This is a genomic window from Bradyrhizobium sp. Pa8 (assembly GCF_052588265.1).
In genome coordinates, this window is sequence record NZ_CP176767.1 from 4,190,482 (window position 1) to 4,207,071 (window position 16,590).

The following is a 16,590-nucleotide window of genomic DNA, read 5'->3' on the forward strand; positions in this document are numbered from 1 at the left end:
CGAAAGCGGATATGGGGCTGGCCGTAGGGCTCCGCAATCACCACATGAGGCTTGATCAGGCCCATTTTCCCTGCCAAACGCTCCCGCCATGTCCGACATCGCCATATCAGCCGACTCGCCGGCCCGTTCCCCGCTTGCCACCGAAGTGGCGCGGCGGCGCACCTTCGCGATCATCTCCCACCCGGACGCGGGCAAAACCACGTTGACCGAGAAGCTGCTGTTGTTCGGCGGCGCCATCAATCTCGCCGGCCAGGTCAAGGCCAAGGGCGAGCGGCGCAACACCCGTTCGGACTGGATGAAGATCGAGCGCGAGCGCGGCATCTCGGTCGTGACCTCGGTCATGACCTTCGAGTTCGAGGGGCTTGTGTTCAACCTCCTGGACACGCCGGGCCACGAGGACTTTTCGGAGGACACCTACCGTACGCTCACGGCCGTCGACTCCGCCGTCATGGTGATCGACGCCGCCAAGGGCATCGAGGCGCGCACCCGAAAGCTGTTCGAGGTCTGCCGCCTGCGCGACATTCCGATCATCACCTTCATCAACAAGATGGACCGCGAGAGCCGCGACGTCTTCGAGCTGCTCGACGAGATCGAGAAGACGCTGGCGCTCGACACCACGCCGATGACCTGGCCGGTCGGTCGCGGCCGCGATTTCCTCGGCACCTATGACGTCGCCAATGGCGGCGTACGCCTGCTCGAAGGCGGCGGCGCCAAGACCGGCGCGGCCCAGCAGATCGAGATCGCGGAGCTGGCCAAGCTCAATGCCAATCTCGACGTTTCCGCGGTGAAGGACGAGCTCGAGCTCGTCACCGAGGCTTCGAAACCGTTCGAACTCGCCGCCTTTCGCGAGGGCCATCTGACGCCGGTCTATTTCGGCAGCGCGTTGCGCAATTTCGGCGTCGGCGACCTCCTGGAAGGTCTCGGCAAGTTCGCGCCCGAGCCGCGCGCGCAGGAGAGCGACCAGCGCAAGGTCGAGGCTACCGATCCGCGTATGAGCGCCTTCGTGTTCAAGATCCAGGCGAACATGGATCCGAACCACCGCGACCGCATCGCCTTTGCGCGCCTGTGCTCCGGCAAGCTCAGCCGCGGCATGAAGGCGAAGCTGGTGCGCACCGGCAAGAGCATGCCGCTGTCGAGCCCGCAATTCTTCTTCGCGCAGGATCGTTCGGTCGCGGACGAAGCCTTCGCCGGCGACGTCGTCGGTATTCCCAATCACGGCACGCTGCGCATCGGCGATACCCTGACCGAGGGCGAGGATTTCACCTTCGTGGGCGTGCCGAGCTTCGCGCCGGAAATCGTCCGCCGCGTGCGTCTCACCGACGCGATGAAGGCGAAGAAGCTGAAGGAAGCGCTTCAGCAGATGTCGGAAGAGGGCGTGGTGCAGGTGTTCCGCCCCCGCGACGGCGCACCGGCGCTGGTCGGCGTGGTCGGCGCGCTCCAGCTCGACGTGCTGAAGGCACGGCTCGAGGCGGAATATTCGCTGCCTGTCGAGTTCGAGGTCAGCGAGTTCCAGCTCGCGCGCTGGGTCTCATCCGAAGATCGCAAGAAGCTCGACACCTTCATCGCCTCCAACACCTCGAGCATCGCCGACGATGTCGACGGCGATCCCGTGTATCTGGCGAGAAACGAGTTCTATCTCGGCTACGCCAGGGAACGCGCCGAAGGCATCGAGTTCACGAACGTCAAGGACGTCAAGAAGAAGGGGTAGGGCGGCTCGCTGGTAGCCACATCCGTGGCAGCCACACCCTCCGCTGTCATGCCCCGGCTTGACCGGGGCATCCAGTACGCCGCGGCCCATCGATTCAATCACTACCGTCACGGAGTACTGGGTCGCCCGGTCAAGCCGGGCGACGACAGCGTGCTTGAACGCAAGCATGTGAACGTCGGCGGGCTTGACGCGTTCGTTGTCGATGCCACGTTGGTTGGTGTGGCATTGTGAGCTCGCATCATGTGGCGCGGCATCCTCGTTTTCCTCCTGTTGGCGATATCGACGGTTGCCGCCGATGCGCAGCGCCGGCAGATCAATCCGATCCCGTTTTCGCATGAGCCGTGCAGCGTGCTCGACGGCCGGCCCTGCACGCCGTACTATTGCAGCCCGCTCGAGCCCGGCCCCTGCATTCCCGAAATCGACTACCCCTACGGCCAGAATCTCCAGCTCACGATCGAAACAGTGCCGGCGGAGGCAGATCGCTCGAAATATCAGAAGCCGGATCACGATCTCGATACGATCGGCGATCTCTTCGCCGAGCTGCGCACCTGCTGGTCACCGCCATCGGACAATGCGCGCGCGGGCATGCAGGTGGCGGTGCGCTTCAGCTTCAACAAGGCGGGCGGCATGATCGGTCCGCCGCAGCTGACCTTTGCGACCGCGGGCGTCCCGGCCGATACCCGAACGACCTATCTCAACGCGATCAATTCATCGCTGAAAGCCTGCCTGCCGCTCAAATTCACCAGCGGCCTCGGCGGCGCTCTGGCCGGACGGCCGATCGCGATCCGCTATGTCGATAATCGCGAGCTTGGAAAATAGCTCCATCGCCTCGTCCCGAGGAGCGCGCTTGCGCGCGTCTCGCAGGATGAAGGCCGCGGCCGTTGCAGCAGCCGGGCCTTCACGCCTCACCATGAGGCGTGAGAGTTGCGACCCGCGCCCAATCGATGATACGCCATATGCGGGGCGCTGGTTGAGGGGAGGATGTCGTGGGTCTGCTGGTCATGATCCTGGGGCTGATGTTGTTTTTTGCGGCCCATGTTTTCACAACGAAACGAGAGGCGCGCGCGCAAGCGATCGCGAGACTGGGCGAGGGGACCTACAAGATCCTCTATGCGGCCGTCTCGCTTGCGGGGCTGGCGTTGATCATCTGGGGCTTTGCCCATTATCGCGCGGCCGGAATGATCCCGGTTTGGGAGCCGCCGGTCGCATTCAAGCACATTGCAGTCGCGCTGATGCTGCCCGCGGTCATCCTGGTGGTGGCGTCCTACTTGCGCGGGCGCATCTATGCGACGCTGAAGCATCCGATGCTGGCGGGCATCAAATTGTGGGCGGCCGCTCATCTGCTCGCCAATGGCGATCTCGGCTCCATCATCCTGTTTGGCTCGTTCCTGGGCTGGGCCGTGTACGACCGCATCTCGCTGAAGCATCGCACAGATGGCGGCGGCCCGCCGATTCCGGTGGGTGGGGTCACCAATGATCTGATCGCCGTTGCAGTCGGTGTCGTCGCCTATCTCGCGCTGGCCTTCGCGTTCCACCCGGTTGTGATCGGCGTTCCCGTCATGGGAGTCTGACGACAGCCGATCAGCGCAAGACTGTTCCGCGCAGCCATGCGCGGAACGTGACAAAGCAACAGCCGAGGGCCTCCCGATGGACTGGTCGCAATCTCAGATCCCGCCGATGCGGTTCGAGGCGCGCTTTGGCGATCGGGTGGTGCCGGCCTTCTGCGATCGGCCGGCGAGCCTGTGGGCGATGATCGCGGACGCTTGCGCCCGCAATCCGGATGGCGAAGCGCTGATCGCAGGCGATGTCCGGTTGAGCTGGCGGCAGGCGGTGGAGCAAGCCGCGCGGATCGCGGCGGGCTTTCGCAAGCTCGGCCTGCAGCGCGGCGATCGTGTCGCGATCCTGCTCGGCAATCGCATCGAATTTCCGCTGCTGCTGTTTGCCGCCGCGCATGAGGGGCTGGTGACGGTGCTGCTCGGCACGCGCCAGCAGAAGCCCGAGATCGCCTATGTCCTCGCCGATTGCGGCGCCAGGATCCTGGTCCATGAAGCAGGGCTCACCGGGCGGCTGCCCGATGCGCTTGACGTCCCCGATGTCATCCACCGCATCGCCGTCGACAGCGATCAAGCCCAGTCGCGGTTCGCCGTGCTCGCTGACAACGCCCCGGCATCGGCGCCGGTCGAGATCGGCGAGGAGGACACCGCGATGATCCTCTATACCTCGGGCACGACGGGCAAGCCGAAGGGCGCGATGCTCGCCCATTGCAACATTGTCCATTCCTCGATGGTGTTCGTCTCCTGCCTGCAATTGACGGAAGCGGACCGGTCGATCGCGGCAGTGCCGCTCGGCCACGTCACCGGCGTCGTCGCCAACATCACATCCATGATCCGCTGCGGCGGCGCGCTGATCATCATGCCGGAGTTCAAGGCTGCCGATTATCTCAAGCTCGCCGCGCGCGAGCGCGTCACCTACACGGTGATGGTGCCGGCGATGTACAATCTGTGCCTGCTCCAGCCTGATTTCGACAGCTACGATCTCTCGAGCTGGCGCATCGGCGGCTTTGGCGGCGCACCGATGCCGGTCGCGACGATCGAGAAGCTCAAGGCGACGATTCCCGGCCTGAAGCTCGCGAACTGCTACGGCTCGACCGAGACGACGTCGCCCTCGACGATCATGCCGGGCGAGCTGACTGCAAGCCACATCGACAGTGTCGGCCTGCCGTGTCCCGGTGCCCATATCGTCGCGATGGGAGCGGATGGACGCGAGCTGCCCCCTGGCGATATCGGCGAGCTCTGGATCCAGAGCGCCTCCGTCATCAAGGGCTACTGGAATAACCCGAAGGCGACGGCTGAAAGCTTCACGGGCGGGTTCTGGCATTCCGGCGATCTCGGCTCGGTCGATGCGGAGGGGTTTATCCGCGTGTTCGACCGGCAGAAGGACATGATCAATCGCGGCGGCCTGAAGATCTATTCGGCCGAGGTCGAGTCCGTGCTGGCCGGCCACCCCGCCGTGGTCGAGAGCGCGATCATTGCCAAGGCCTGCCCGGTGCTGGGCGAGCGCGTCCACGCCGTGGTGGTGACGCGGGCCCCGGTGGCCGGCGAGGCCTTGCGCGCCTGGTGCGCGGAGCGGCTGTCCGACTACAAGGTCCCCGAAACCGTGGCGATCACGTCCGATCCGCTGCCGCGCAATGCCAATGGCAAGGTTCTGAAGCGGCAGCTGCGGGAGCTCCTGGGCACCTGAGCCGGGCAGGCGGCTTCGGGCTGTCCCGGGTGGTTAACGCCTTGATTGGGCTCGCTTTGCCTTGCCAGCGCCATATCGTTAGGGTACCCCGCCGCCACGTGGGGGACGGGATTCCTGACGCGAACGCATTGGCGCGCGCACCCGGACGGGCATGGGATTATCATAAGTGTCTGAATTATTTGACGAAGTCGACGAGGAAGTACGTCGCGAACAGCTCAAGAAGCTGTGGGACAAGTATTCAATTGTCTTCATCGCCCTGATGGTGCTGATCGTGGCCGCAGTCGGCGGCTGGCGCGGCTACCAGTATCTGGAGGGCAAGAAGGCCGCCGAGGCCGGCGCCGCCTTCGAGAAGGCCGCTGAACTGTCCGACCAGGACAAGCACGCGGAGGCCGAGGCCGCTTTCACCGAGCTCGCCGCCAAGGCTCCCTCGGGTTATCGCACCCTGGCGCGGCTGCGTGCCGCGGCTGAGGCCGCGCCCCGCGATCCCAAGGCGGCCGCCAAGATGTTTGACGACATCGCCGGCGATCGCAGCATCGGCGGTGAGTGGCAAGATCTGGCGAAGATCCGCGCCGCCGGCTTGCTGGTCGACAGTGCGTCCTATGCCGACATGCAGCAGCGGCTCGAGTCCTCCGCCGCGCCCAAATCCACGTTCCGCCATAGCGCCCGCGAGTTGCTGGCGCTGTCGGCCTGGCGCAACAACAACATGACCGCGGCCCGCAAATGGCTCGACGCGATTGCCGAGGACGGCGAAACGCCGCCCGGTTTGCGCTCACGCGCCGAGGCGCTCCAGGCCCTGTTGCCGCCCGTCGCCAAAAGCTGACCAAGAGCTGACCTTCGGCTCTCTGACGTAGACGAGACACAAGATGCGCCGCACGCCACGCTTGATCGCAGCCGCCGTCCTGATCGCCTTCACGGGCATCCTGGGCGGCTGCTCCAGCTTCGATCCAAGCGATATGCTCGACTTCCTCGACACCAAGAAGAAGCTGCCGGGCGACCGCAAGCCGGTCTTCCCGGAGGGCGTTCCGGGTCTTGAGCAGGGCGTGCCGCGGGAGATGTACAAGGGCGCGGCACAGCAGCAGCCGGATCCGAACGCACCGGCCGTCGCGGCTCTGCCCGCCGAGCCGCCGCCCGAGGCCAAGCCGGCAAAGGGTGCCAAGGCGAAGAAGACCAGGCAGCCTGCCAGCGCCGCGACCGCGCCCGCTGAGGCGCCGGCGGGCGAGGTCGACGGCGAGGCCCAGCCTGAGGCCGCGCCGCCCACGGCCGCTCCGCCGCCCAAGCAGAAGATCGTGCGCAAGCGCACCACCGCCCCGCCGCCGGATCAACCCGTCCAGCAGGCGCAACCGACCCAGACCACCCAGCAGCAATCGCAGGGAGCTTTCCCGGCACCGATGCCGAGCGGCAGCTTCTCGCGCTGATCACTTCATTACATTGACAGGCGCGGCCTTCGCAGCGCACGAATGACCGATGTCCTTCACGATTGCTATTATCGGCCGGCCCAATGTCGGCAAATCGACGCTGTTCAACCGCCTGGTTGGGCAGAAGCTCGCGCTCGTCGATGACCTGCCGGGCGTCACCCGCGACCGCCGCGAAGGCGAGGCCAGGCTGGGCGACCTCGAATTCACCATCATCGACACCGCCGGCCTCGACGAGGGCGCCAAGGGCTCGCTGACCGCGCGCATGCAGGAGCAGACCGAGGCCGCGATCGCGCAGGCCGACGCGCTGTTCTTCGTCATCGATGCCCGCATCGGCTTGACGCCCACCGATCGCGCCTTCGCCGATTTCGCCCGCAAGGCCGACAAGCCGGTGCTGCTGGTCGCCAACAAGAGCGAAGGCAAGCATGGCGATGCCGGCGCGATGGAGGCGTTTGCGCTCGGCCTCGGCGATCCCATCCAGATCTCGGCCGAGCACGGCGAGGGCATGGGCGAGCTGTATGACTCCCTCCGCGAGTTGATGCCGGAGCCTGTCGACGAAGATGAAGCCGAGGACGACGAGCCGCTGACCGAAGAGGAGGCAGCGACGCGTCCGATCCGCGTCGCCATCGTCGGCCGGCCCAATGCCGGCAAGTCGACGCTGATCAATCATCTGCTCGGCGAGGAGCGCCTGCTGACGAGCCCGGAGGCCGGCACCACGCGCGATTCCATCGCGGTCGAGATCAATTGGAAGGGTCGCGATTTTCGCGTGTTCGATACCGCCGGCCTGCGCCGTCGCTCGCGCATCGAGGAAAAGCTGGAGAAGCTCTCGGTCGCCGACGCGTTGCGCGCGGTCCGCTTTGCCGAAGTCGTCGTGATGATGATGGACACGCAGAACCGCTTCGAGGAGCAGGACCTGCGCATCGCCGATCTGATCGAGCGCGAGGGCCGCGCGGTCGTGCTCGCCGTCAACAAATGGGATCTGATGGAGACCAAGGGCGGCGGCGCCATCTCGGGCTTGCGCCGGGATGCCGACCATTGGCTGCCGCAGATCAAGGGCGTGCCGATCGTGGCCGTATCAGGTCTGATGGGCGAGGGCATCGATCGTCTGATGCAGGCGATCCAGGACGCCTACGCCGTCTGGAACAGGCGCGTGCCGACCTCCGCGCTCAATCGCTGGTTCGAGCAGGCCGTGCAGGCCAATCCGCCGCCGGCCGTGTCCGGCCGACGGCTCAAGCTCAATTACATCACGCAGAACAAGGCGCGTCCGCCGAGCTTCGTGCTGTTCTGCTCGCGCGCGGACGCGGTGCCGCAGTCCTATTTGCGCTACCTGACCAATTCCATGCGCGAGACCTTTGAGCTGCCGGGTACGCCGGTGCGCATCACCTTGCGCGAAAAGGCCAACCCCTTCGCCCACAAGCGCAAGCGGCCGTCGTGAGCAACGATGCCGGCGAGGCGACGGCGCAGGGCGCTGCGCCAGTCCGGCGCGGCGCGGTCGCCTTCATCTTCGTCACCATCCTGCTCGACATGCTCGCGCTCGGCGTGATCATGCCGATCCTGCCGAAGCTGATCGAGAGCTTCGTCGACAACGACACCGCGCATGCGGCCCGCATCTTCGGCCTGTTCGGCACCGCCTGGGCGCTGATGCAGTTCGTGTTCTCGCCGGTGCTCGGCGCGCTGTCGGATCGCTTCGGACGGCGGCCGGTGGTGCTGCTGTCGAATTTCGGGCTCGCCGCGGACTATGTGCTGATGGCGCTCGCGCCGTCGCTGCTCTGGTTGTTCATCGGCCGGGTGATCTCGGGCATCACCTCGGCGAGCATTTCCACCGCCTTTGCCTATATCGCCGACATCACGCCGCCGGAGCGGCGCGCGGCCGTCTTCGGCAGGATTGGAGCTGCCTTCGGCGCCGGCTTCATCCTGGGCCCCGCGCTCGGCGGCCTGCTCGGCGATATCGATCCGCGGCTGCCGTTCTGGGCGTCGGCGGCTTTGAGCTTTGCCAATGCGCTCTATGGGCTTTTCGTCCTGCCGGAATCGCTGGCGCCGGAGCGGCGCGCGCCGTTCCGCTGGACCAGTGCCAATCCGGTCGGAGCGCTGCACTTGCTGCGGTCCAACGCGGCGCTGGCCGCGTTATCCGTCGTCAACTTCATCGCACAGGTCGCGCATGTCGTGCTGCCCTCGACCTTCGTGCTCTATGCGACCTATCGCTACGGGTGGGATTCCAAAACCGTGGGTCTGACGCTCGCGATGGTCGGCATCTGCGCCATGGTGGTGCAGGGGCTCGCGATCGGCCCGATCGTGCGCGTGCTCGGCGAGCGGAATGCGCTGGTGCTCGGTCTGTGCTGTGGCGCGATCGGCTTCGTGATCTTCGGCGCCGCGCCGACCGGCCCGCTGTTCTGGATCGGCATTCCCGTGATGTCACTGTGGGGCATCTCGGGGGCCGCCATGCAATCCTTGATGACGCGGCTGGTTGCGCCCGATCAGCAGGGCCAGTTGCAGGGCGCAACCGCGAGCGTGCAGAGCGTCTCGCAGCTCGTCGGGCCGTTCCTGTTCACGCTGACGTTTTCCTATTTCATCGGCGCCAGCGCGCCGTGGCATCTGCCCGGCGCGCCGTTCCTGCTTGCGGCGGTGTTGATGGTGGTATGTGTCGCGATCGCGATGGGGTCGCTGGCTGCGACGAAGACGGTCTCGTAGGGTGGGCAAAGCGAAGCGTGCCCACCGCTACTTCGTCAACTCGCGGAAAGAAGGTGGGCACGGCGCTTACGCGCCTTTGCCCACCCTACGGCAGCGTCGACTGGCTTACTTCTTCACCAGCGGACACTCGCTGTCCTTGAGCGGCTTGGCCGCGTCTTCCGCCGCGATCGTGGCGATCTGCTTGTAGTAGTCCCACGGGCCCTTCGACTCCTCGGGCTTCTTCACCTCGAACAGATAGGCCGGGATGAGACGGCGTCCGTCCTGGCGCAGCGGGCCATTGCCGAACAGCGGATCGTCGGTCGGCAGCTCCTTCATCTTGGCGACGACCTTGGCGCCGTCATGCGGGTTGCCGCCGAGCGCTTCCATCGCCTTGAGATAGTGCAGCACCATCGCGTAGTTGCCGGCCTGGGTCATCGACGGCATCGCGTTCTTGCTGGCCAGGGCGGCGAAGCGCTTCGACCAGGCGCGGGTCTGCTCGTTCATGTCCCAGTAGAAGGACTCGGTGAAGGTCAGGCCCTGCGCGGTCTTGAGCCCCAGCGAATGCACGTCGTTGATGAACAGCAGCAGCGCCGCGAGCTTCTGGCCGCCCGATACGATGCCGAATTCGGCCGCCTGCTTGATCGAGTTCGTGGTGTCGCCGCCGGCATTGGCAAGGCCGACCACCTTGGACTTGGAGGATTGGGCCTGCAGCAGGAATGACGAGAAGTCCGAGCTGTTGATCGGATGCTTGACGCTGCCCAGCACCTTGCCGCCATTCGCCGTCACGACGGCCGTGGTGTCGCGTTCCAGCGCGTGGCCGAAGGCATAATCCGCGGTCAGAAAGAACCAGGTGTCGCCGCCGGCCTTGGTCAGCGCCTTGCCGGTGCCGTTGGCGAGCATGTAGGTGTCGTAAGTATAGGAGATCGTGTTCGGCGTGCAGGCCTTGCCGGTCAAGTCGGCAGAGGCGGCGCCGGAGTTCAGCAGCACCGCGTTCTTTTCCTTGACGAGGTTGCTGACCGCGAGCGCGACGCCGGAGTTCGGCGTATCGGCGATCGCATCGACCTTCTCGTTGTCGATCCACTGCCGAGCGATATTGACGCCGACGTCCGGCTTGTTCTGGTGATCGCCGCTCAGCACGTCGATCTTCCAGCCCTTCTTGAGCAGGCCGGAATCCTCGACGGCCATCTTGATTGCGACCACGGAGTTCGGGCCGCCGATGTCGGCATAAAGGCTCGACATGTCATTCAACACGCCGATCTTGACGGTCTTGTCCTGCGCGTAGGCGGATGTTGCAAAACCGAAGGTGGCACAGGCCAGAAGGGCCGCATAGCGGCGCGCGAGCGTCGTCGTCATAAAAGGTTTCCTCCAATGTCAAATATGCGGACGGCTCTCTTGCGGAGCCTTGTTCCGGCTGATCGCTCTACCGTGTCCCACGGCCGGCGGCAATGCACCTAAAGCCGGATGACGCTGCGGCGTAGCGTCATCCGTCGGTTAACCTTTGGGCAAAGTGTGTTGAGACGCTATTTGAGCGCGTCCGACGTCAGCCTGAATTTCTGGATGCGCTTTCCGGTATCGACCTCGGCGGTATAGGCGTTACCCTTGGCGTCGACCGCCATCGCATGCACCCAGTGGAATTGCCCGGCATTGCGGCCGTTGTGCCCGAAGCTGCCGACCACGCTGCCGTCGTCGCGCTTGATCACCCTGATCTCGTTGTTCTCGCCGTCGGCGCTGAGCAGCCAGGTCTGCTTCGGATCGGGCCAGATCGCGACGTCCCACACCGCGCCGTTGCCAAGGGTGTTCTTCTCGAAGAAGAACTCCTTCACGAAGGTGCCGTCCTTCCTGAACACCTGGATGCGGTTGTTGATGCGGTCGCAGACGTAGACGAGACCGTCATTGGCGAGCTTTACGCAATGAACGGGATTTCCGAATTGCTGGGAGACGGGCGCCTTGGGATCATACGCCGCCTGCTTGTTGTCATCGGGCTTGTTGCCATAGGCGCCCCAGTGCCGCTTGTAGGCGAGCGTCGTCGCATCGAACACGATGACGCGGCGGTTGCCATAACCGTCGGCGACGTAGATTTCGTTCGCCTCCTTGTCGATCGCGGTTTCGGCGGGCTTGCCGAGCTGCGTGGTGTCGTTGCTGCCGAGGCTCGGCGCGATCTTGCCGATCTGGGCGACGAACTTGCCGTCGAGCGTGAACTTCAAGATGGCGTTGTCGTTGTCGGCGTTGCCGCCGACCCAGACGAAGCCGCGCTCGTCGACCTCGATGCCGTGCTCGCGGCCGACCCATTCATAGCCTTCGCCCGGACCGCCCCAGGACCGCAGCAGATTGCCGTCGGTGTCGAATTCGAGCACGGGCGGCGCCGACACGCAGCACTTCGAGCGCGGCGGGTTGAGGCTCGCGCCCTTCTCGTCATCGGCGAGCGAGCGCGGGCGATGGATCACCCAGATATGGCCCTGCCAGTCGACGGTGATGCCGCCGACCTGGCCGAGGATCCAGTTGTTCGGCAGCTGTTTTGGCCAGGAGGCATCGACCGCGAAGGTCGGGACGTCACCCGCAGTCGCCGTGCCTGGAAGCACGAACGCGATGACTGCAATCAGGATGGAAAAGGCGTGAGAGACTCGTACGAGCGCACGGTCGAGCCTTGTACGACCAAGCCTTGTACGACCAAGCCCTGCGCGATCATGCCACGGCGCCATGGCAACCTCCCTTTTTGGCTTGCGGCTTGCTGCCGCTTGAGCGCGGGCAGTCAATCGCGGGGAGGCGCTTGAGTCAATCAGGCCGGCGAGCGGAAGCTCATCAAGGCGCGCGTCTTGTAGTCGTAGAACTTGCCGGTTTCGGTCCAGTCAGGCGCGCACATCGGCACGATGAATTCGGCGACCTGTTCGGCTGTGTCGAGCGTCGCCGGATCTTCGCCCGGCATCAACGTGGCGCGCATGCGGGTGCGGATCGGGCCCGGGTTGAACAGGTTGACACGGAGCGGCGTGTTCGCGGTTTCCTGCGCCCAGGCGCGGGCCAGCGTTTCCAGCGCGGCCTTGGAGGCGGCGTAGGGGCTGACATAGGCGGTGGCCTTGTTGGCGGCGCCCGAGGTGATGAACACGGCGCGACCGGCGTCCGACTGCTTCAGCAGCGGTTCCATGCAGCGGATCAGCTGGAAGTTCGCGGAGACGTTGACCGCCATCACGTCGGTGAAAGCTTTCAGTTCGATGTGGCCGACCGGCGAGCAGGGGCCGAGCACGCCGGCATTGCCGACGAGGATGTCGAGCTTGCCATAGCGTTCGTGCAGGCCGGCGCCGAGCCGCGCGATGCCGTCGGAATCGGTGAGATTGAGCGGCACCAATGTGGCGCTGCCGCCGTCTTTCCGGATCTCGTCATCGAGCTCTTCCAGCCCGCCCTGCGTGCGCGCGACGGCGACGATATGCGCGCCGGCTTTGGCCAGCGCCCTGGCCGTGGCGAAGCCGATGCCGCGCGAGGCGCCGGTGACGAGAGCGATGCGGTTGGCGAGGGGATTTGTCATGGCGGGGTTTTACAGGCGTGGATGGCCGGGACAAGCCCGGAATTTCCGCCCTCGACCTCCCGCCGCAGCCCTACTGGATATTGGTACTATTGTTCGAGCCGTTCCCCGAGCTGTCAGGCGGCACCTTCATGCCCTGCCTGAAGGCGAAGACGATGAAGCCAACCAAAAGCCCTCCGCAAAGGATGGCGATGGCCAGCTGCATCGTCGCGGTCTCTCGTCAGCTCGCTTCCGCCAGGAGGGACAATTGCCGCGGCTGCTGCTCGGTCTGGGTCTGGTCGGTGAGGTGGGTCGGATACGCCCCGGTGAAGCAATGATCCGAGAATTTCGGATTGGCGGGGTCGCGGCCGGGCTCGCCCATGGCGCGATACATGCCGTCGATCGACAGGAAGGCGAGCGAGTCGGCGCCGATGATCTCGCGCATCTCCTCCAGCGAATGCGTCGCGGCCAGGAGGCCACCGCGATCCGGCAGGTCGATGCCGTAATAATCGGGATAGAGGATCGGCGGCGAGGCGAGGCGGAAATGCACTTCCTTGGCGCCCGCATCGCGCATCATGCGCACGATCTTCTTCGAGGTGGTGCCGCGCACCAGCGAGTCGTCGATCAGGATGATGCGCTTGCCTTCGATCGCGGCGCGGTTGGCCGAATGCTTCATGCGCACGCCGGACTCGCGGATCGCCTGGGTCGGCTGGATGAAGGTGCGGCCGACATAATGGTTGCGGATGATGCCGAGCTCGAACGGCACGCCGGAATGCTGGCTGTAGCCGACCGCGGCGGGCACGCCGGAATCCGGCACCGGCACGACGACGTCGATCGGCACATGGCTCTCGCGCGCGAGCTGCGCACCAAAGGCCTTGCGCACTTCGTAGACCGAGCGGCCGTGAACGATGGAGTCCGGACGGGAGAAATAGATGTATTCGAAGATGCAGGGGCGCGGCGCCATCGGCGGGAACGGCTTGTGGATGTCCTGGCCGTTCTCGTCGAACACGATGACTTCGCCGGGCTCGATGTCGCGAATGAAGCGCGCGCCGATGATGTCGAGCGCGCAGGTCTCCGAGGTCAGGATCGGACAACCGTCGAGCTCGCCGAGCACCAGCGGGCGGATGCCGCGTGGATCGCGCGCGCCGACCAGCTTCTTGTTGGTCAGTGAAACCAGCGCATAGGCGCCCTCGATCTCGCGCAGCGCGTCGATGTAGCGCTCGATGAAGCGGCTGCGCCTGGAGCGCGCGACGAGATGCAGGATCACCTCGGTGTCGGTGGTCGACTGCATCATCGCGCCGTTCTTCACGAGCTCGCGGCGCAGCGTCAGGCCGTTGGTGAGGTTGCCGTTGTGGGCGACCGCAAGGCCGCCGGCATTGAGCTCGGCGAACAGCGGCTGCACGTTGCGCAGGATGGTGGCGCCGGTGGTGGAGTAGCGGACATGGCCGACGGCCATATTGCCGGGCAGGCGGTCGATCACCTCGCGGCGGGAGAAGGTGTCCCCGACGAGGCCGAGGCGGCGTTCGGAGTGAAAGCGGCTGCCGTCGTAGGAGACGATGCCGGCGGCCTCCTGGCCACGATGCTGGAGGGCGTGGAGACCGAGCGCGGTGATGGCGGCGGCGTCAGGGTGGCCATAGATGCCGAAGACACCGCATTCCTCGCGGAGCGTGTCGCCCTCCAGGTCGTCCTGAAGCTCTAGCGCGGCTGGGCCGAGATCACGTTGGGCGTCCTGGTCAGGGTGTCGCATCTCGTCCGCGCCTCTCTTTAGGGCCTAATCAACGCGCCGCAGGTTTCTCGATCAGCTTCTTGAGGCTGTCACGAGCAGGTTTACTGTATCCGTCGCCACTGCCCGAAGGCTGCTGCTCGGAATCAGCTTGATCATCATCTGGTTTGTTTTTCTTGAATCTCTTCAAGATGGTATTCTCGGGGTCGTCAGGCAAGAGGGCCATCAGCCAATCCCCGGTTCCCTGGAGCACAACTCGGGATTTGGCCCCAGTGACCCAGTCCGGGCGCTGCTTGTCCGGCACCAGCCAAGTGAAGAACAGGAACGCGACCACGACGATCAAAAGGCCGCGAGCGAGGCCAAACAGGAAGCCCAGGGTGCGATCCAGTGCGCCGATGCGCGAATCCAGGATCATGTCGGAGATCCGGACCGTGATCACGGAGACCACGACCAGGGTGCCCACGAACACGCCGGCGACCACGACGACGCTCGCGACCGTGTCGTTGTTGAAATAGGTCTTTGCGGTCGGCAGCAGCTTCGAGAACGAGTACAGCGTCACGATCGCAGCCGCGCCCCAGGCCGCGATCGACAGGATTTCACGCATGAAGCCGCGGACCATGGCGAGCAGGCCCGAGATCAGCATCACACCGAGCAGGATCAGGTCGAGGAGTGTTACTGGCATCGGCTGGTCGGGTCCGCTCGTACTTCGAAGGTGCTCAGCGAATCGGTGTTTGGCCGTGGCCCTAAGTGAGGGCCAGACGACGTTCCCGGCAAGGCCGCAACCACGCAATCCCATGCTGCTTTTGTGACGGCTGTATAGCGGCGGGGGCGGAGGACGTCACCTCCACCTAACCCTCTCCACGGCGGAATCTTGCCGGTGTGGCATTTTTCTCCGCCGGCGGGCTCGAGTCGCCGCGGCGGGAGCCCCGGGCCGCGATCTCGGCCACCAGTGTCGTCAGGCTGTTGATCGCGTTCAGGGACAGTCCGGCGTCGCCGCCAGCATCGCCGCCCCGGGCCGATTCGGGCAGCACGGCGCGCTTGAAGCCGAGCTTGACCGCTTCCTTGAGCCGGGCCGGGGTCTGCGCCACCGGACGGATGACGCCGGAGAGCGAAATCTCGCCGAAATAGACAGCATCGGTAGGTAACTGCGCATTAACCAGCGATGAAACCAGTGCGGCCGCGGCGGCCATATCTGCCGCGGGCTCATGGATGCGCAGGCCGCCCGCGACGTTCAGATAGACGTCGTGGCCGGACAGCTTGACCCCGCAATGGGCCTCCAGCACCGCCAGCACCATGGAGAGCCTGCTCTGATCCCAGCCGACCACGGCCCGGCGCGGGGTGCCGAGCGAGGTGGGGGCCACCAAGGCCTGCAATTCGACCAGAACGGGCCTCGTGCCCTCGATGCCCGCGAAGACTGCGGTGCCCGGCGTGCCCAGATCGCGCTCGGACAGGAACAACTCGGACGGATTGGTGACCTCGCGTAGGCCAAGGCCGGTCATCTCGAACACGCCGATCTCGTCGGTCGGGCCGAAACGGTTCTTGACGGCGCGCAGGATGCGGAATTGCTGCGAACCTTCGCCCTCGAAGGACAGCACCGCATCGACCATGTGCTCGACCACGCGGGGGCCGGCGATCTGGCCGTCCTTGGTGACATGGCCGACCAGGATGATGGCAGCACCCGTCTTCTTGGCGAAGCGGATCAGCGCCTGCGCCGAGGCGCGCACCTGGGTGACCGTGCCGGGCGCGGATTCCACCGTGTCGGTCCACATGGTCTGGATCGAGTCGATCACGATCAGCCGCGGCACCGCGCCTTCCGACAGCGTCGAGACGATATCCTCGACAGAGGTCTCGGCCGCTAGCTGCACCGGCGCGTCCGACAGGCCGAGCCGCTCGGCGCGCAGGCGCACTTGGGCGACCGCCTCTTCGCCCGAGATGTAGACGATGCGGTGGCCGGCGCGCGCCATCATGCTGGTGGCCTGCGTCAGCAGCGTCGACTTGCCGATGCCGGGATCGCCGCCGACCAGCAGCACCGAGCCGCGGACGAAGCCGCCACCGGTGACGCGGTCGAGCTCGGTCATGCCTGAGGACAGGCGAGGAGCGTCCTGGGTCTTCCCCGACAGGCTCTCCAGCGCAAACGTCCGTCCCTTGCGCTTGGAGCGGATCGAGACCGGCACGCTGCCGGACGTATCCTCCTCGGCAAGCGTGTTCCACTCGCCGCAGGACTCGCACTTGCCCTGCCAGCGGTTATAGGCCGCGCCGCAGTTCTGGCAGACGAAGGAAAGCGTGTTCTTGGCCATGGGGACAGCGAGTCGGGGTTTTCAGGTTTGCTGATAGCACGGAATGACGG

The 16,590-nt window shown here is 65.5% G+C and carries 15 protein-coding genes; 8 read left to right on the plus strand and 7 right to left on the minus strand.

The genetic code is table 11. From position 1 onward, the window contains the following. The first annotated feature begins 88 nt into the window (after positions 1–88). The 8 genes from ACKWRH_RS18820 (at position 89) to ACKWRH_RS18855 (ending at position 9,048) form a co-directional block, all read left to right on the plus strand. Complete coding sequence (locus ACKWRH_RS18820; RefSeq protein WP_445221805.1) at positions 89–1,708, plus strand: peptide chain release factor 3; 1,620 nt, start codon at positions 89–91, stop codon at positions 1,706–1,708. Between the two features lie 240 nt (positions 1,709–1,948). Further along, positions 1,949–2,527 carry a hypothetical protein gene (locus ACKWRH_RS18825; RefSeq protein WP_445221806.1) on the plus strand — a complete coding sequence of 193 codons (579 nt, stop codon included), beginning with the start codon at positions 1,949–1,951 and terminating at the stop codon, positions 2,525–2,527. Between the two features lie 167 nt (positions 2,528–2,694). Continuing rightward, positions 2,695–3,279: an NnrU family protein gene (locus tag ACKWRH_RS18830; protein ID WP_039149546.1), complete on the plus strand. Its 585-nt coding sequence runs from the start codon at positions 2,695–2,697 to the stop codon at positions 3,277–3,279. 76 nt (positions 3,280–3,355) lie between these two features. Continuing rightward, on the plus strand, positions 3,356–4,948 hold the full coding sequence (locus tag ACKWRH_RS18835) for a class I adenylate-forming enzyme family protein (protein ID WP_445221807.1): 1,593 nt from the start codon (positions 3,356–3,358) through the stop codon (positions 4,946–4,948). Positions 4,949–5,114: 166 nt separating this feature from the next. After that, a complete protein-coding gene (locus ACKWRH_RS18840; protein WP_445221808.1) occupies positions 5,115–5,768 on the plus strand; it encodes a tetratricopeptide repeat protein in 654 nt (217 codons plus the stop codon). 43 nt (positions 5,769–5,811) lie between these two features. Continuing rightward, positions 5,812–6,363 carry a hypothetical protein gene (locus ACKWRH_RS18845; RefSeq protein WP_445221809.1) on the plus strand — a complete coding sequence of 184 codons (552 nt, stop codon included), beginning with the start codon at positions 5,812–5,814 and terminating at the stop codon, positions 6,361–6,363. Between the two features lie 49 nt (positions 6,364–6,412). Beyond that, positions 6,413–7,795 (plus strand): ribosome biogenesis GTPase Der, encoded by a 1,383-nt coding sequence (der, locus tag ACKWRH_RS18850; protein WP_445221810.1) that lies wholly within the window; start codon positions 6,413–6,415, stop codon positions 7,793–7,795. After that, positions 7,792–9,048, plus strand: coding sequence for a TCR/Tet family MFS transporter (locus tag ACKWRH_RS18855; protein ID WP_445221811.1), 1,257 nt, complete (start codon positions 7,792–7,794; stop codon positions 9,046–9,048). The genes der and ACKWRH_RS18855 overlap by 4 nt, the downstream gene beginning before the upstream one ends. Before the next feature lie 105 nt (positions 9,049–9,153). Here the strand turns inward: ACKWRH_RS18855 and ACKWRH_RS18860 are convergent, their stop codons facing one another. The 7 genes from ACKWRH_RS18860 to radA all read right to left on the minus strand — a co-directional run bounded on the left by ACKWRH_RS18860 (position 9,154) and on the right by radA (position 16,540). Continuing rightward, entirely contained in the window at positions 9,154–10,380 is a 1,227-nt protein-coding gene (locus tag ACKWRH_RS18860) for an ABC transporter substrate-binding protein (protein ID WP_445221812.1), read from the minus strand. A gap of 167 nt (positions 10,381–10,547) precedes the next feature. Then, on the minus strand, positions 10,548–11,726 hold the full coding sequence (locus ACKWRH_RS18865; protein ID WP_445221813.1) for a hypothetical protein: 1,179 nt from the start codon (positions 11,724–11,726) through the stop codon (positions 10,548–10,550). Positions 11,727–11,803: 77 nt separating this feature from the next. Beyond that, positions 11,804–12,544 carry an SDR family NAD(P)-dependent oxidoreductase gene (locus tag ACKWRH_RS18870; RefSeq protein WP_445221814.1) on the minus strand — a complete coding sequence of 247 codons (741 nt, stop codon included), beginning with the start codon at positions 12,542–12,544 and terminating at the stop codon, positions 11,804–11,806. 70 nt (positions 12,545–12,614) lie between these two features. After that, complete coding sequence (locus ACKWRH_RS18875) at positions 12,615–12,746, minus strand: hypothetical protein (RefSeq protein ID WP_445221815.1); 132 nt, start codon at positions 12,744–12,746, stop codon at positions 12,615–12,617. A gap of 15 nt (positions 12,747–12,761) precedes the next feature. Next, entirely contained in the window at positions 12,762–14,267 is a 1,506-nt protein-coding gene (purF, locus tag ACKWRH_RS18880) for an amidophosphoribosyltransferase (RefSeq protein WP_014495832.1), read from the minus strand. 28 nt (positions 14,268–14,295) lie between these two features. Next, positions 14,296–14,925 carry a CvpA family protein gene (locus ACKWRH_RS18885; RefSeq protein WP_011086837.1) on the minus strand — a complete coding sequence of 210 codons (630 nt, stop codon included), beginning with the start codon at positions 14,923–14,925 and terminating at the stop codon, positions 14,296–14,298. A gap of 166 nt (positions 14,926–15,091) precedes the next feature. Beyond that, positions 15,092–16,540 carry a DNA repair protein RadA gene (gene radA, locus ACKWRH_RS18890; RefSeq protein ID WP_166352698.1) on the minus strand — a complete coding sequence of 483 codons (1,449 nt, stop codon included), beginning with the start codon at positions 16,538–16,540 and terminating at the stop codon, positions 15,092–15,094. Positions 16,541–16,590: the final 50 nt, after the last annotated feature.

Excerpts from the sequence above, each read along its gene's own strand:
- ACKWRH_RS18870 (WP_445221814.1), bottom strand. The coding sequence starts at position 12,544 with ATGACAAATCCCCTCGCCAACCGCATCGCTCTCGTCACCGGCGCCTCG.
- ACKWRH_RS18865 (WP_445221813.1), bottom strand. The coding sequence starts at position 11,726 with ATGGCGCCGTGGCATGATCGCGCAGGGCTTGGTCGTACAAGGCTTGGT.
- purF (WP_014495832.1), bottom strand. The coding sequence starts at position 14,267 with ATGCGACACCCTGACCAGGACGCCCAACGTGATCTCGGCCCAGCCGCG.
- der (WP_445221810.1), top strand. The coding sequence starts at position 6,413 with ATGTCCTTCACGATTGCTATTATCGGCCGGCCCAATGTCGGCAAATCG.
- ACKWRH_RS18820 (WP_445221805.1), top strand. The coding sequence starts at position 89 with ATGTCCGACATCGCCATATCAGCCGACTCGCCGGCCCGTTCCCCGCTT.
- ACKWRH_RS18885 (WP_011086837.1), bottom strand. The coding sequence starts at position 14,925 with ATGCCAGTAACACTCCTCGACCTGATCCTGCTCGGTGTGATGCTGATC.
- ACKWRH_RS18845 (WP_445221809.1), top strand. The coding sequence starts at position 5,812 with ATGCGCCGCACGCCACGCTTGATCGCAGCCGCCGTCCTGATCGCCTTC.
- ACKWRH_RS18825 (WP_445221806.1), top strand. The coding sequence starts at position 1,949 with ATGTGGCGCGGCATCCTCGTTTTCCTCCTGTTGGCGATATCGACGGTT.
- ACKWRH_RS18860 (WP_445221812.1), bottom strand. The coding sequence starts at position 10,380 with ATGACGACGACGCTCGCGCGCCGCTATGCGGCCCTTCTGGCCTGTGCC.
- ACKWRH_RS18875 (WP_445221815.1), bottom strand. The coding sequence starts at position 12,746 with ATGCAGCTGGCCATCGCCATCCTTTGCGGAGGGCTTTTGGTTGGCTTC.
- ACKWRH_RS18835 (WP_445221807.1), top strand. The coding sequence starts at position 3,356 with ATGGACTGGTCGCAATCTCAGATCCCGCCGATGCGGTTCGAGGCGCGC.
- radA (WP_166352698.1), bottom strand. The coding sequence starts at position 16,540 with ATGGCCAAGAACACGCTTTCCTTCGTCTGCCAGAACTGCGGCGCGGCC.